General features: G+C 70.7%; 12 protein-coding genes and 1 pseudogene. 7 read left to right on the forward strand and 6 right to left on the reverse strand.

Annotated features, from left to right (window positions below; translation table 11 throughout):
* Positions 1-13: 13 nt before the first annotated feature.
* The gene (locus ABZY12_RS03340; protein WP_356886976.1) at positions 14-418 is read right to left on the reverse strand and encodes a MarR family transcriptional regulator; all 405 of its coding nucleotides are present in this window, start codon (positions 416-418) and stop codon (positions 14-16) included.
* A gap of 287 nt (positions 419-705) precedes the next feature.
* On the opposite strand from ABZY12_RS03340, the gene ABZY12_RS03345 reads away from it, so the two are divergent.
* Together ABZY12_RS03345 and mltG are read left to right on the forward strand one after the other, a co-directional pair.
* The gene (locus ABZY12_RS03345) at positions 706-2,562 is read left to right on the forward strand and encodes an ABC transporter ATP-binding protein (protein WP_356886594.1); all 1,857 of its coding nucleotides are present in this window, start codon (positions 706-708) and stop codon (positions 2,560-2,562) included.
* Between the two features lie 287 nt (positions 2,563-2,849).
* Positions 2,850-3,707: an endolytic transglycosylase MltG gene (gene mltG, locus ABZY12_RS03350; RefSeq protein WP_356886596.1), complete on the forward strand. Its 858-nt coding sequence runs from the start codon at positions 2,850-2,852 to the stop codon at positions 3,705-3,707.
* Between the two features lie 145 nt (positions 3,708-3,852).
* On the opposite strand, the gene ABZY12_RS03355 is transcribed toward mltG, so the two are convergent.
* Positions 3,853-4,941, reverse strand: a complete 1,089-nt coding sequence (locus ABZY12_RS03355) for an NAD(P)-binding domain-containing protein (RefSeq protein ID WP_356886598.1) — start codon at positions 4,939-4,941, stop codon at positions 3,853-3,855.
* 89 nt (positions 4,942-5,030) lie between these two features.
* Here ABZY12_RS03355 and ABZY12_RS03360 point away from each other — a divergent pair, with 89 nt between their 5' ends.
* A complete protein-coding gene (locus ABZY12_RS03360; RefSeq protein WP_356886600.1) occupies positions 5,031-5,450 on the forward strand; it encodes a secondary thiamine-phosphate synthase enzyme YjbQ in 420 nt (139 codons plus the stop codon).
* 979 nt (positions 5,451-6,429) lie between these two features.
* Here the strand turns inward: ABZY12_RS03360 and ABZY12_RS03365 are convergent.
* Positions 6,430-7,674, reverse strand: a complete 1,245-nt coding sequence (locus tag ABZY12_RS03365) for a PQQ-binding-like beta-propeller repeat protein (RefSeq protein ID WP_356886602.1) — start codon at positions 7,672-7,674, stop codon at positions 6,430-6,432.
* Between the two features lie 377 nt (positions 7,675-8,051).
* Between ABZY12_RS03365 and ABZY12_RS03370 the strand changes: the two genes are divergently transcribed.
* Entirely contained in the window at positions 8,052-8,591 is a 540-nt protein-coding gene (locus ABZY12_RS03370) for a histidine phosphatase family protein (protein ID WP_356886604.1), read from the forward strand.
* A 50-nt stretch (positions 8,592-8,641) separates the two neighbouring features.
* On the opposite strand, the gene ABZY12_RS03375 is transcribed toward ABZY12_RS03370, so the two are convergent.
* Positions 8,642-8,956, reverse strand: a complete 315-nt coding sequence (locus ABZY12_RS03375) for a helix-turn-helix domain-containing protein (RefSeq protein ID WP_356886606.1) — start codon at positions 8,954-8,956, stop codon at positions 8,642-8,644.
* A 292-nt stretch (positions 8,957-9,248) separates the two neighbouring features.
* On the opposite strand from ABZY12_RS03375, the gene ABZY12_RS03380 reads away from it, so the two are divergent.
* Complete coding sequence (locus ABZY12_RS03380; protein ID WP_356886608.1) at positions 9,249-9,491, forward strand: hypothetical protein; 243 nt, start codon at positions 9,249-9,251, stop codon at positions 9,489-9,491.
* A 212-nt stretch (positions 9,492-9,703) separates the two neighbouring features.
* Positions 9,704-10,009 (forward strand): annotated as a pseudogene (locus ABZY12_RS03385) (lipase family protein); the annotation flags it as partial.
* Positions 10,010-10,287: 278 nt separating this feature from the next.
* Here ABZY12_RS03385 and ABZY12_RS03390 read toward each other — a convergent pair.
* Both ABZY12_RS03390 and ABZY12_RS03395 read right to left on the reverse strand, forming a co-directional pair.
* Positions 10,288-11,475, reverse strand: coding sequence for a helix-turn-helix domain-containing protein (locus tag ABZY12_RS03390; protein WP_356886610.1), 1,188 nt, complete (start codon positions 11,473-11,475; stop codon positions 10,288-10,290).
* An 87-nt stretch (positions 11,476-11,562) separates the two neighbouring features.
* On the reverse strand, positions 11,563-11,745 hold the full coding sequence (locus ABZY12_RS03395; protein ID WP_356886612.1) for a hypothetical protein: 183 nt from the start codon (positions 11,743-11,745) through the stop codon (positions 11,563-11,565).
* Between the two features lie 237 nt (positions 11,746-11,982).
* On the opposite strand from ABZY12_RS03395, the gene ABZY12_RS03400 reads away from it, so the two are divergent.
* On the forward strand, positions 11,983-13,014 hold the full coding sequence (locus ABZY12_RS03400; protein WP_356886614.1) for a DUF3068 domain-containing protein: 1,032 nt from the start codon (positions 11,983-11,985) through the stop codon (positions 13,012-13,014).
* Positions 13,015-13,181: the final 167 nt, after the last annotated feature.

A 13,181-nucleotide genomic window follows, 5' to 3' on the forward strand; every position in this document is an offset into this window, starting at 1 on the left:
GCATCCGGTCGGGTCAGCAGCGGCGCTCCGGCAACGGGTCGACCAGGGCGGACAGCAGACCTCCGAGCACCTCGCGCTGGTCGACGGTCAGTGGAGCCAGGATGTCCTCTGCGGCCGCCCGACGCGCGCTGCGCAACGCCCGCAGCGTCGCGCGTCCCGTGTCCGTGAGTTCGATCCGGACGACCCGGCGGTTGGTCGGATCGGCGACGCGGCGGACCCGGCCGGCCGCCTCCAGACCGTCCACGAGGCTGGTCACGGCGCGGGGGACAACCTCCAGGCGTTCGGCGAGATCGGCCATCCGGGGCGGGCGGTCGTAGTGCGCGACGGTACGCAGCAGCCGGGACTGCGCGGGGGTGATGCCGACCGGCTCCAGGTGCAGCTTCTGGATGCGGTGCAGGCGCCGGGTGAGCCGGAGCAACTGCTCGGCGAGGAGGCCGTCGGCGTCCGCGTTCCCCGCGTCCTGAGCCCCCGCGTCCTGAGCCCCCGCGTCCTGAGCCCCCGCGTCCTGAGCCCCCGCGTCCTGAGCCCCCGCGTCCGGAGCGCCGGTGCCCGTGACGACGGCGCCCGCTGTGCGCGTGTCCGGAGTGCTCGTACCGTCGGAAGTGTTCATGCCGGGAACAATATCAGGACCTGGTTCATTGTGAGTGTAGGTAACAATGCACTATGCTCTGATCATTCTCACTACCGCACCCCTCGTAGGAGCCCATGCACCCCCATGAAGAGTCCGCCTGGACGCCTCCCGCGCGTGATCCCGCGCAGCCGAAGGAACCCGCACAGCTGCGGCGCATCCTGCGGCTCTTCCGCCCGTACCGCGCCCGCCTCGCCCTCGTCGGTGTGCTCGTCGGCGCCTCGTCGCTGGTCTCGGTCGCCTCGCCGTTCCTCCTGAAGGAGATCCTCGACACCGCCATCCCGCAGGGCCGTACGGGGCTGCTCACCCTGCTCGCCCTCGGCATGATCGCCACCGCCGTGATCACGAGCGTCTTCGGCGTGCTCCAGACCCTGATCTCCACCACCGTCGGCCAGCGCGTCATGCACGATCTGCGCACCGCCGTCTACGCCCAGCTGCAGCGGATGCCGCTCGCCTTCTTCACCCGCACACGCACCGGTGAGGTCCAGTCCCGGATCGCCAACGACATCGGCGGCATGCAGGCGACGGTCACCTCGACCGCCACCTCCCTCGTCTCCAACCTCACCGCCGTCGTCGCCACCATCGTCGCCATGCTCGCGCTGGACTGGCGGCTCACCGTCGTCTCGCTGCTCCTGCTGCCCGTCTTCGTCTGGATCAGCCGCCGCGTCGGCCGCGAACGCAAGAAGATCACCACGCAGCGCCAGAAGCAGATGGCCGCCATGGCCGCGACCGTCACGGAGTCGCTGTCCGTCAGCGGCATCCTGCTCGGCCGGACCATGGGCCGCGCCGACTCGCTCACCACCTCCTTCGCCGCGGAGTCCGAGCGCCTCGTCGACCTCGAAGTGCGCTCCTCCATGGCCGGACGGTGGCGGATGTCCACCATCGGCATCGTCATGGCCGCCATGCCGGCGCTGATCTACTGGGCCGCCGGCCTCGCCCTCCAGTCGGGCGGCCCGGCCATCTCGCTGGGCACGCTGGTCGCCTTCGTCTCGCTCCAGCAGGGCCTCTTCCGGCCCGCCGTGAGCCTGCTCTCCACCGGCGTGCAGATGCAGACCTCCCTCGCCCTCTTCCAGCGGATCTTCGAGTACCTCGATCTGCCCGTCGACATCACCGAGTCCGAGGACCCCGTCCGGCTGGAGAAGATCGCCGGCGAGGTGACCTTCGAGAACGTCCAGTTCCGTTACGACCGGGAGGCGCCGGGCGGGCCCACCCTCGACGCCGTCGACGTGACGGTCCCGGCCGGCGGCAGCCTCGCCGTGGTCGGGCCCACCGGCTCCGGCAAGTCCACGCTCAGCTATCTGGTGCCCCGGCTCTACGACGTGACCGGCGGCCGGGTGCTGATCGACGGAGTCGACGTACGCGACCTGGACTTCGACACCCTCGCCCGGGCCGTCGGCGTCGTCTCCCAGGAGACGTACCTCTTCCACGCCTCCGTCGCCGACAACCTGCGCTTCGCCAAGCCGGACGCCACCGACGAGGAGATCGAGGCCGCCGCGCGAGCCGCGCAGATCCACGACCACATCGCCTCCCTGCCGGACGGCTACGACACCCTGGTCGGCGAGCGCGGCTACCGCTTCTCGGGCGGTGAGAAGCAGCGCCTGGCGATCGCCCGCACCATCCTGCGCGACCCGCCCGTCCTGATCCTCGACGAGGCGACCAGCGCGCTCGACACCCGTACCGAACACGCCGTCCAGCAGGCCATCGACGCGCTCTCCGCCGGACGCACCACCCTCACCATCGCCCACCGGCTCTCCACCGTCCGCGACGCGGACCAGATCGTGGTCCTCGAAGCCGGCCGCATCGCCGAACGCGGCACACACGAGGAGCTCCTCGCCCAAGGAGGCCGGTACGCGGCACTGGTGCGCCGGGACGCCGAGACGGCGCCCGACGGCGAACACGCGAACGTGGGATCGGTTGTTCCCCAGAACGTGTGATCGTTCCGACTTTCGTTGCCCAACTCCCCTGCGACGCATGATGCTTACGGTGCGCAAGCGACGGGCTGCAGACCGCGACATGCGCAGTCCCACACATGCACACGCACAAGGAGAAGCACCACCATGAACGTGATCACCAACCTGCTCGCCGGCGTCGCCCACTTCCTGGGCTGGCTCGTCTGACGATCGCAGTGCACGGCGCCGCCGGTCCCCCGTCCCAGGGGGCCGGCGGCGCCGCCGCGTGCGCGCTCCCGGAAATCGCGGGTGCCCCGGGTTAGCGTGCGCCCATGACGTACCGGTCCTGGCAGTCCGCGAACCGCCGCCGACGCACCCGGCTGACCCGTCGCGGCAAACTCGTCCTGATCCTGTGCGCCGCCCTGGCCGTGGCCACGGCCGTCACGGTCCCGCTGCTCCTGCCCCGGGACGAACCCCGGGTGGAGAAGGCGCGGACCCTGCTCATCCCGGAGGGCTGGCGCGCGAACCAGGTCTACACGGCCGTCGACCGATCCCTCGGCCTCGCCGCGGGCACCACCCGCAAGGCCGCGGGCGCCAGGGCCACCGGGCTGAACCTGCCCGAAGCGGCCGGCGGCAACCCCGAGGGCTACCTGTTCCCCGCGACGTATCCGGTGACGTCCTCGACGACCCCGGGCGCACTGCTGCGCTACATGGTGGACACGGCGCGCAAGAGGTTCGGCGCAGACCACATCAGCGCGGGCGCACAGCGCAACGGCGTCAGCCTGCACCAGACGGTGATCATCGCCAGCATCGTCCAGGCGGAGGCCGACACCCCCGAGGACATGGGGAAGGTCGCCCGGGTCGTCTACAACCGCCTCGCCCGCGGCATGGCGCTCCAGATGGACTCGACCCTCAACTACGCCCTCGGGCGCTCCACCGTGGACACCACGCACGAGGACACCCGGATCGACAACACGTACAACACGTACAAACGGACGGGGCTGCCGCCCACGCCCATCGGGAACCCCGGGGAACAGGCGATGGCCGCGGCGATCGAGCCCGAGCCGGGGGAGTGGCTGTACTTCGTGACCGTGAAACCGGGCGACACGCGGTTCACGAACGACTACGCACGGCACGAGGAGAACGTGGCGGAGTTCAACGCGAACCGGCGGGCGGCGACGGCCGGTTGATCAGTTCGCCGGTCGAGTGGGTCGGTGCGTCTCGGTCACGGCCGGTTGATCACTTCCCCGGTCGTGGAGCCGGCGCGTCTCGGTGACGGCCGGTTGATCAGTTCGCCGGTCGAGGGGGCGGCGCGTCTCGGTGACGGTCGGTTGATCATCCGGGGAGAGTGGCGGGTTCCCGGTCGAGGAGCCGACGGATCTCCGTGACGGCCGCGCGTCCGGCCCGGTTGGCACCGATCGTCGAGGCCGACGGCCCGTAGCCGACCAGATGAATCCGCTCGTCACGGGCCGCGCGCGTCCCCTCCACCCGGATGCCGCCGCCCGGCTCGCGCAGCTTCAGCGGCGAGAGGTGGTCGATCGCGGCCCGGAAACCGGTCGCCCAGAGGATCACGTCCGCGTCGACGGTCCGGCCGTCGTCCCACGCCACGCCGGTCGGCGTGATGCGGTCGAACATCGGGTTGCGGTCCAGGATCCCCCGCTCCCGCGCGCTCCTGATCGCGTCGGTGAGCGGAAGCCCGGTGACGGAGACGACACTCTGCGGCGGAAGACCCCTGCGTACCCGCTCCTCGACCATGGCGACGGCCGCGCGGCCCTCCATCTCGCCGAAGGGACCGTCGCGGTAGACGGGCTCGCGCCGGGTCACCCAGGTGGTCTCGGCCGCGACCTCGGCGATCTCCATCAGATGCTGGGTCCCCGAGGCGCCGCCGCCGACCACGATCACCCGCTGCCCGGCGAACTCCTCGGGCCCGGGGTAGTTCGCGGTGTGCAGCTGACGACCGCGGAAGGTCTCCTGCCCCTGGTAGCGGGGCCAGAAGGGGCGGTCCCAGGTGCCGGTCGCGTTGATCAGTGCCCGGGTGGCGTACGTACCCTCCGAGGTCTCGACGAGCAGCCGGCCGCCCTCGCCGTCCCGGACCGCGCGGACCTCGACGGGCCGGTGGACGCGGAGGCCGAAGCGCTCCTCGTACGCGGCGAAGTACGCGCCGATCACCTCGGACGAAGGCCGGCTCCCGTCGGCGCCGGTCAGCTCCATCCCGGGCAGCGCGTGCATGCCGTGGACCTTGCCGTACGTGAGCGAGGGCCAGCGGAACTGCCAGGCGCCGCCGGGCCGCGGGGCGTGATCGAGGACGACGAAGTCCCGGTCCGGCTGCAGTCCGGTACGCCGCAGATGGTAGGCGGCCGACAGGCCCGCCTGCCCGGCGCCGATGATCACCACGTCCACGTCTCGTACCCCGAAATCGTTCACGATTCCACTAACGGCGGTGCGCGCCGAGATCTTCCCCCGTCTCGGAGCGTGGATGCGTGATCTTGGGGAACGAACGGCAGGATGAACTCATGTCCACTTTCACGACCCGCGTCCTCACCCTCACCACGGGCAACACCGAGACCGTCACCGACCTGACCTCCGAGTGCGCCGACTTCCTCTCGGAGACCGCCGGAGGCCGCGACGGCCTGCTCAACCTCTTCGTCCCCCACGCCACGGCCGGCCTGGCCATCCTCGAAACCGGCGCGGGCAGCGACACGGACCTCCTGGCGGCCCTCCACCACCTCCTCCCGGCCGACGACCGCTGGCAACACCGCCACGGCTCCCCCGGCCACGGCCGCGACCACGTCCTGCCGGCCCTGGTCCCTCCCCACGCGACGGTCCCGGTCCTGGGCGGCCGCCTGGAACTGGGGACGTGGCAGTCGATCTGCCTGGTGGACACCAACAAGGACAACCCGGAACGCCGGGTGCGGCTGAGCTTCCTGGGCTGACCGGGCCGGTCAAGGTCGCCCTCGGTGTGGCCGCGGAATCTTCTCCCGCTCCAACGAACGGGAGAAGGATGCGCGGTACGACCATGGGGCGATGTCGAACGGACGTACGGTGGTCGTGGAAAGCGCCTGCTCGGAGTCCGCCGACTGTCACGGGTCAAGGCCGCCACGACCTCGCCGGAGCGGCAGCGGAAGGACGTGCTGACGGCTGCTGCGGCCGTCGGCGGGCACATCAACGACTGGGCGGACGACTGGGAAGTGCCGGGTGTCACCGACCCGATGACCGGCCGAAGCCTGGTCCGTGGCTCCGTGGCTCCGTGGCTCCGTGGCTCCGTGGCTCCGAGACGAGCGGGGCAAGTACGACGGGCTCGTCGCCGTGGCCGTCGACCGGCTCGGCCGCAACGTGGTCGACTGCCTGAACACCGGCTACAAGATGCGTGGCGAGGGAAAGCTCCTCGCCGGCTGCGCCACGAAGGCTTCTGGAACCTGGACGACCCGGACGACGAGGACCGCTTCACGACGGGGGCGTGGGGCGCGCAGAGGGAACTGTGAGCCATTCAGCGGCGCCGGGCGTATCCCGGCCGATCCTGAGAACGTGTCGCCCAGCAGCGAGGCCGCTCGCCTCGTCCGGCTCGGGGAGCTGGCGCTGGTCGATCACCTCGCGGTCGTGTACGGCAAGCTGGCGGCCGGCCGACCCTGGTATTCCACGAGTCTGCGCAGCATGCTGCTGCTCCGGCGACGGCGTCGCCGACCGCATCGCCGAGGCCGGCCGACAGCGGCTGCGCAGCGACCGCGAATCCGGCCTCTATGACGCGCCCGACGACGCTCAGTGGTACCCGCGGGCGGTACTGCTCGACTGCTTCCCACAGACAGCCGGCGCCCGATCGGTGACCGCTCCGAAGGTCCGTGCCGGACGTCCAGGAACGGCCGGCGCAGGCCCAGGGCCCGCGCCGGTTCCGGGCTGGAACGGTCTGCGCGGGTGTCAGACGGACAGCGCGTGCAGTTTCTTGCCGTGCAGGGCGAACACGTGCTTCCCGTCCGTGGCCACCAGCCACGCGTGATAGTCACCGGTCTTGTCGTTGAACGTCCATCGCACGGCACCGGTCTTCGCGTCGATGGCTATCACGCCGCCCCGCTCGTCCAGGTCTGTGGCCGCGTACAGGACATCGCCCACCTTCACGTACTGCCGCGGCACCGTGAGATTCGCGTCGGCGAGGGCCGTCGACTGCCAGATCTCCTTGCCCGTACGGGGGTCGAGGGCACGCATCGTGCGGTCGCTGTCGACGATGTAGAGCACGTCGTCCAGGACGGCCGGCTCCTTGAAAGCGACGTAGCTCTCGGCGGTCTCCACCGACCACTTCGCCGAGCCGTCGGACAGGCCGAAAGCCAGAAGCTTCGGACCCTGCGGAACGATCACCAGATCCTTGTACACGGCGAAGAAGCCGTAGTTGGTCTTGGCGGTCTTGTGCGTCCACACCTGCTTGCCGGTGGCGGTGTCGCGCACCGTCAGGTTCTTCTTGAAGTCGGTGTACACGAGGTGGCGACCCTCGGCATGGGCGTGGATACCGTTCTGCTCGGTGCCGAAGTCGCGCTGTTCCTTCCACGCCACTCTGCCCGTACTGCTGTTCAGCGCGGCGATCACGTTGGTCTTGGACGAGCCGTCGGCCTCCTGGATCTCGGCGATGACGTACACCTGATCGTCGTCCACCGCGATCGGTCTCGGCTGCCGGTACTCCTTGCCCAGGTGGCTGCGCCAGGTCTGCTTGCCCGAGGCCGGGTCGTAGCCGGCGACGGTGCCGTCGTATGTAGCGCTGGCCAGGTACAGCGTGCCGCTGTCGAGCAGCATCGGTGCCCCGGGGGTCGCGCCGTCCTCCAGCGACCACTGCTCCTTGCCCGACGCCGCGTCCAGTGCGACCAGTGGAGCACCGCTGGCGATCACCACACCGCCCGCGGCCACGAGCTCGTCGTTGTCGCCGTAGGTCTGGGCGGATGTCGTCTTCGTCCACAGCGGCTCAGGAGCCTGGCCGTCCTTACCGGCGCCGCCCCCGGCCGGCTTGTCTCCGCCGACCGGCTCGGACCCCCCGGCTCCGCCGGCATCGGAGCCGTCCTCGCGACAACCGGCCACACCCGCGGTCAGCACGGCCAGTGTGAGACCGCCGCCGGCCATCCGTAGTGCACGCCGCCGGGAGAACCTCTCACCCGGCCTGCCGTCTCGTCGCATGGTCATGTCGCCGTACCCCCGTGGAGTCGTCAGAGCAGAAAGGTGCATGGTCGGCGCCGCACGGACGTGCGGCCCCGAGGTCAGGAACGCTATCCGTCACTGCACGACACAGGGGACGGCCGGGTCCCAACCGCGACAGCTTCGTGAACCAATCGGGACACCACACGGGAACTGCGGCCTCAGTCGTCGTCAGCGGGATCGGCCCGCGCATGGCCGAGGTCGAAGTACGGTTGGGGTTGTCCTTGCGGAGGTTGGCGGACACCAACAAGGACAACCCGGAGCGCCAGGTTCGGTTGTCGTTCCTTGGATAGCGGTGCGTACCGCGGCGCTGTACGCGCGATGCCGGGCCGCGGCTCGGCTGTGTGACGCCTACCGTTGAGAGCGTGGAAACCGCCCGCGAAACCGCCCTCCCGCTGCGGCGACTGGTCGTTCTGCGGCACGCCAAGAGCGCATGGCCCGAGGGTGTGCCCGACCATGACCGCCCCCTCGGTCCGCGAGGTCTTCGCGACGCCCCGGCGGCCGGCCGCTGGCTGAGGAATGCCGACTGCCTGCCCGAACTCGTCCTGTGCTCCACTGCCCGCAGAGCGCGCTCGACCTGGGAGCTGGCCGCCGCCGAGATGCCCGGCACGCCGCCCACACGCCACGACCGGCGCGTCTACGCGGCGGACAGCCACAGCCTTCTCGACGTCGTACGCGAAGTGCCGGACGATGTGGGGACGTTGCTGTTGATCGGACACAACCCGGGCCTGCAAGATCTGGTCCTGCTGCTTGTCGGCGAGGCGCTCGACGACACACTTCAGCGCGCGCACGCCAAGTTCCCCACCTCGGCCATCGCCGTGCTGACACGGCGCGGCGCATGGGCCGCCTTCGCGTCCGGCACCGCACTCCTGACCGACCTCGCAGTCCCGCGCGGACAGCGGTGAGCCGGCCCGGAGGGCGGGTGCTCGCAGCGCCGGCGCCAAGGGCCACGGGTTCAGCCCTGGCGCGAGGGGCCGACGCCGGGGTTGCCGCGCCGTACCGCGTCATGGGCGGCGAGCGCGGCGTGCAGCGTGACCAGTCGGCGCCCCGGGACGTCCAGTCCGGTGAGGTCCGTCGCCTTGCGCAGGCGGTAGTCCACCGTGTTCGGGTGGACCTGGAGCCGGGCTGCGGCCTGGCGCCGGTCGAGACTGCAGGCGAGAAAGGTGCGCAGGGTGGTGAGCAGTTCCGGGCGTGTGTCCAGCGGGTGGAGCAGCGCGGCGAGCCCATCCCTGGCGGGGCTCGGACGGCTCAGCTGGGATTCGAGCAGCACATCGTCGAGCAGGTACAGCCCCGGCCCCGGCCGGAAGCCTCGGCCACCTCACGTACCTCGCCCGCCAGCCGGGCGGCGTCCGCGACGCCCCCGGTGGTGCGGCGGTCGCCGCGGCAAGCACCTCGGCGCCGCACATCCGGCCCAGCTCCACGACCAGTTGGGACAGCCGGTCCCGGTCGCCAGGGCCGAAGTCGGCGGCCGGCGCCTTGTGCGGGATGAGGACCAGCCCTCCGCCACCTGACAGCACGGAGAGCGGCACTCCCGCTGTCTGGCGCTGCAGTTCGAGGACGCCTTGTCCAGGACAGCCGTTCGTCTGATCCCCATCGCTGTCGTCACCGCGGCGGCCATGACCGCCGCGCCGGCGGCCACCGCCACCGTGTCCACGCCGGCTGCGACCAGGGCCACGGCTCCACCCATCGCGAGCGACCCGTTCTACACCTACGACGGCAGCGAACCCCTGTCGTCGTTCGCCCCGGGCGCCGTGCTGAAGACGCGGACGCTCCAGTCCACCTCGTCGGCATTCCCACGCCGCTGAAGGCGATCCAGCTGCTCCACCGCAGCACCGATGCCCAGGGACGCCCGACCGCCAACGTGACCACGGTGGTGCGCAGCCTCACGGGCGACGGAAGCAAGGCCGTGTCCTACCAGTCGTTCTACGACTCGCTGAACCCGGAGGACGGGCCGTCCCGCGCCATCGCAGGCAACCTCACCCTCGGCGGCGTGATCCCCAACGTCGAGGCCGTCTTCATGGCGCCGCTGCCGGCGAATGGCTACACCCTCGTCATCCCGGACACCCAGGGGCAGCGCGCCGCCTTCGCCGCGGGACCCGAGTACGGAACGAACACCCTGGACTCGATCCGTGCCGCGACCAGGTTCGCGGAGACGGGGCTGAGCGACAACACCAGGTTCGGTCTCATGGGCTACTCGGGCGGCGCCGTCGCCACGAACTGGGCGGCCGCGCTGGCACCGTCGTACGCGCCCGACGTGAACCGGAAGCTGGTCGGCTTCGCCGAGGGCGGCCTGCTCGTGACCCCGGCGCACAACCTGAAGTACGTGGACGGCTCCCTCTCGTGGTCGGGCGTCATTCCGATGGCCATCATCGGCGTCTCCCGCTCCTTCGGCATCGACGTCGGCTCGACGACCGCTTCGCGGGGCGGACGGCTCCGTCCGACTGCGGCCGCATCCCCGAAGGCAACTCACTGGCACCGGAGGAGCCGACGCCGCTGTCCTGACCCGCGTGTCGTCCTGCCGCGCGGATCCGCGCGGCAGGACCGGGCGAGGCAGCCGGACACGACGGCGCGCCGAGCGTCAGGCACGAGGCCTCGCCCCCTTCAATCAGGCGGCGGGACGAGATCTCCGCGCAGCCGCCTGGTACGGAGCACCAGCTCCAGCTCGAAGCGGCGGTCCGGGTCGTCCAGGTCGTCGCCCCACAACTCACGGAGCTGTCTCAGCCGGTAGCGCACGGTCTGCGGGTGGACCCCCAGCCGGGCGGCCACCTCCGGGGCACCCCCGCGCGTTTCCAGCCAGGCCAGCAGCGTCTCGGCGAGGCGGTGCGCGTGCGCCGGGCCACCGGACTCGTCCAGCTGCGCCAGCCTCCGCCGGGCAAGATCGTCGATCAACTCACTCGCGGGCAGCAGCACCAGGGCTTCGACGTGCTCGCCGCAGTGCAGCAGCCGCCCTCGCGGCAGCAGGCCCTGCTCGATCATCCCGACGGCGGCCTCCGCCCACCGCAGCGACGTGACGGCCTCCGCCACGGGAACCGACGGGCCGATCGCGCCGGACCAGCCGGCGACCGCCCGGTCCAACAACTCCGCGCGTCCGGGGGCGTCCGGCTCCGGTACGACGAGGCGCGGCCGCTCGCCCTCCATGTCGACCAGCACCTCCTCTCCCACGGCAGGGGCGACAGCCTCCGCGGCGGGGCGCAGCAGCACGGCCACCGCCACCTTCTCGGGCAGCTGCCAGCCCACGTCGGCCGCGCGGTCGGCGAGGAAGGCGGACGGATCCGAGCGGTGCTCGGCGAGCAGGAGATCGACGAGAAGACGTTGCAGACGCAGCCGCTCCCCGGCCTGGCGGGCGATGGCTTCGGCGTAGCCGCGTACCGACTGGGCCACCATCACGTCGAGGTACTCGAAAGCGGACTCGGCGAGCTCGTACATGGCCGAGGACGGAATCTCGGCCTGCTGGCCGATCTCCGCCATGCGCCGCCAGGAAAGGCGCACGCCCAGCCGGTAGATCCCCTGCAGGGAGTCCAGGCTGCGCCCGTGAGCGACCTCACCGCGACCGAAGTCCCGGAACACCTCGGGAATTTCGCTCGGCCGGTCCGAGCCCCTGGTCATCTGCTCCACGAAGAGCTCCAGCGCGTGCCGGATCGCCACCAGGGCCTTCGGCTCTCCGGACTCGTCGACGGTGAACACGAGGCCCGGGTACTCCCGCCGGATCGCGGCGAGGATGTCCTGTGCCAGCTCCGGGACCTGCTCCAGGGCCCGGTCGGCGAACTGCTGAATCCGTTCTTGTGGCACGTCGCGCCACGCTGACGAGGCTTCCAAACCACCGCTCCTGGATGTCCGTCTTCATGAGCTCGGTCAGCCGGGCCTGCAAGGCACAAACTAGCCCGCGCCGGGGCCAGGTGTGCTGGAGGGCCCTTGGGTGGGCGGGTCGGGGAATGTGACGAGCGGCACATTCTGCTGCTCGGGTGCGGCGTCGAGAGCGGCGACGATGCCGAAGGCGGCGCCTGTGGCCAGAGCGGCGGCGGCGACGCAGGTCAGGAGGGCGGCGAGCAGTCTGGACATGAGGATGATCGGCCTCTCAGTCGATGAGGTCTGTCACCCAGCGCGCCGGCCCGGTCCGGCGCGGTCAGTATGCGAGGCGCATTGACAGGCGGTCAAGCTCCACCTAGCTTCGCCGTTCACAGCAGTGTTACTACCGGGTAAGTCGCTCATCGCTCCGGCCAGGCTGTGATCCGTGCGCGCGGCCCGTCCCGCACCGCCCTGAACTCCCGCATCTCGCGTCCGTATCGGAGTACCAGAATGCGTCGTTCAATGTCACCTTTGTCCCTGATTCTGCTGGGTGCCGGTGTCTTTCTGCTGGTGTTCACCCAACTGCTCGCCTGGTACGTGGAGCCGCGCGCCAAACGCACGCCGACCGACACGGTCTCCACGACGGTCTTCGAAGGCCGGGGCCGCTACTTCGACACCGGGTCCGTTTCCACGGTGGACGACCAGACGATCACGATCACCCGCCGGGTGCTGGGGGACGTCGCCGCCGGTGAGCGCAGCGGAAACGCGGTCTGGGACGTGTCGACCCAGATCGACACGCCGAAGACGCTGCCGCTGGCCGACCCGCGGAAATCCCTACAGTGGACCACCGAACGCTGGGTGACCGACCGCCGGACGAACCTCCCGGTGCACTGCTGCGAGGAGAAGCCCGGGTTCGAGGGTGAGGCATACCTGAAGTTCCCGTTCGATGTCGAGAGGCGTACGTACACCTGGTGGGACAGCAGTCTCGGCGCCACTGTGCCGCTCGCGTTCGACAAGGCCACCAGGATCGACGGGCACGAGGGCTACCGCTTCGTCGGCGCCGTCGAGCCCACCGCGACGGGCACCCGGCTGGTGCCCGGCGTGCTGGTGGGCAGCAAGGAGCCGGGGCAGGTGCTGGCCGAGGAGTGGTACTCCAACGCGAGGATCGAGCTGACCGTGGACCCCCGAACGGGGCGGATCATGAACGCGATGATCGCGCCGACGAAGACGTTGCGGGCCCCGGGTTCGAAGAAGGACGCGGTCACCCTGCTGTCCAGCGAGCGGCTGGAGTTCACCGAGGCGACCCGGCGTGAGCAGGTGAAGCTGGCCTCCGAGGACAGCGGCCGGCTGGAGCTGCTCGGCGAGACCGCGCCGCTGGCGGGCGGGATCGCGGGAGGTCTGCTGGTCGCCGCAGGCGCGGTGCTGCTGATGCGGGGCCGCCGACAGCCGAACACTCAGGTGAGTGATGAAACAGGGTCTGTCGATCGGTTCGAACTTGTCACCGGCGTGAGTAGCGGGACGAATCGCTTGAACGAACACTGACGTTACCCCTCAGTAAGACCAGTGTTTCCCGGTGGAGCGGGCTCTGCCCCCAGGGTCTCCCGCCGTACTGGTGTCGGACAGGACACCCTCACGTCCAGGTCCGGCACCGCAGCACCCGCTGTACCCGCAACCGCTGCACCCGCACCCCGCTGTACGCGCACACCGAG

This window comes from Streptomyces sp. NPDC006551 (assembly GCF_040611675.1).
Taxonomy (GTDB): domain Bacteria; phylum Actinomycetota; class Actinomycetes; order Streptomycetales; family Streptomycetaceae; genus Streptomyces.

Excerpts from the sequence above, each read along its gene's own strand:
- ABZY12_RS03360 (WP_356886600.1), top strand. The coding sequence starts at position 5,031 with ATGTCCACTTTCACGACCCGCGTCCTCACCCTCACCACGGGCAACACC.
- mltG (WP_356886596.1), top strand. The coding sequence starts at position 2,850 with ATGACGTACCGGTCCTGGCAGTCCGCGAACCGCCGCCGACGCACCCGG.
- ABZY12_RS03345 (WP_356886594.1), top strand. The coding sequence starts at position 706 with ATGCACCCCCATGAAGAGTCCGCCTGGACGCCTCCCGCGCGTGATCCC.
- ABZY12_RS03365 (WP_356886602.1), bottom strand. The coding sequence starts at position 7,674 with ATGACCATGCGACGAGACGGCAGGCCGGGTGAGAGGTTCTCCCGGCGG.
- ABZY12_RS03400 (WP_356886614.1), top strand. The coding sequence starts at position 11,983 with ATGCGTCGTTCAATGTCACCTTTGTCCCTGATTCTGCTGGGTGCCGGT.
- ABZY12_RS03395 (WP_356886612.1), bottom strand. The coding sequence starts at position 11,745 with ATGTCCAGACTGCTCGCCGCCCTCCTGACCTGCGTCGCCGCCGCCGCT.